Origin of the sequence: Desulfosporosinus sp. OT (assembly GCF_000224515.1) — a bacterium.
Lineage (GTDB): Bacteria > Bacillota > Desulfitobacteriia > Desulfitobacteriales > Desulfitobacteriaceae > Desulfosporosinus.
In genome coordinates this window covers 1-1,322 of record NZ_AGAF01000055.1, presented here as the reverse complement: position 1 = coordinate 1,322, position 1,322 = coordinate 1, and the positions used below count along the sequence as shown (strand labels likewise).

Genomic DNA, 1,322 nt, shown 5'->3' with positions numbered 1-1,322 from the left:
GAAGCCTCACACCACGACAAGTGATGTGAGGCCTGAGTTGCGTCTTCTCACGCAGATTATGTAGGTTAGCATTTTATAACAACAGCCTAGCTCGTGTAATACTCTTCTCCCCATATTTTTGGTTAACAGAATCTATGACCTTAGTTAAAGTTTCATGATTCTTTTGTGGCTCAGGAAACAACGAAAGTTGCTGTTCTAATTTATCCGTCAGATTATTCGCTGTCACCCCAATCAATCTAAGTGCCTGGTTAAGCGGTACCTCCTTCAACAAATTACGGGCTTCTTGATATATCACATCATCCAGATCGGTGGCCTGTTGTAATGTATGAGAACGAGACACAGTTCTGAAATCGTCATAGCGGACTTTTAAAGTGATCGTTTTACCTCTTAAAGCCTCCTTACGCAGACGCCGTCCCACATCAACAGCAAGCTTCAATAAGGTTGTCTCTAATACATCCCTAGCCCCAATATCTGTTGCAAAAGTGATCTCACGACCGATGGATTTAACGATCTTTACACTTTCCACGGGTCTCTCATCGATTCCTTGTGCCAACTGAAAAAGCTGACTTCCTAACGCTCCAAATAACTGAGTTAGGAATTTCTGATCAAGGTAACGTAGATCCCTAATTGTTTTGACATTAACCTTATGCAACTGCTCAGCTGTTTTTTTCCCTACTCCCCAGAGCCTATCCACAGACAGCGGGTCAAGAAACTCCTGAACCTTATCGGGCTGAACAATGACCAAACCATCAGGTTTGCGCAAATCCGAGGCCAATTTAGCCAGAAACTTGTTGCAGGCTAGACCAACTGATGCGGTTAGGTTCAACTCCTGTTTGATTCGCTGTTTAATAGCAATAGCAATGGAATCAGCAGAACCAAACAAGCTCGTAGAACCTGTCACATCCAAAAATGCTTCATCTAAGGACAGCGGTTCCACTAGTGGTGTATACGTCATAAATACCTGTCGAATTTGCAAGGATACCTCTTGATATTTAGGCATGTTTACAGGCAAAAAAGACGCATGGGGACAACGTCGGAAAGCCTCCGCTAAAGGCATAGCAGAGTGTATTCCGAATTTTCGGGCCTCATAAGACGCTGTAGCAACAACACCTCGGCTGTTAGGTTTTCCCCCAACCACGACAGGCTTGCCCAGTAATGACGGATCATCCCGTTGCTCGACCGCTGCATAAAATGCATCCATATCAACATGCAGTATTGTATTATTTCGGTTTGTCCAATTATCCATATAATTATTATAACATGCTCCATATGATTAAAATATCTTTGTGATTTCTTTAATTAATAACTCGGCATTGAAAGGC

At 42.8% G+C, this 1,322-nt stretch carries 1 protein-coding gene; it reads right to left on the bottom strand.

All coding sequences use genetic code 11. From position 1 onward, the window contains the following. Positions 1-73 precede the first annotated feature (73 nt). On the bottom strand, positions 74-1,246 hold the full coding sequence (dinB, locus tag DOT_RS04870; RefSeq protein ID WP_009615018.1) for a DNA polymerase IV: 1,173 nt from the start codon (positions 1,244-1,246) through the stop codon (positions 74-76). Positions 1,247-1,322 lie beyond the last annotated feature (76 nt).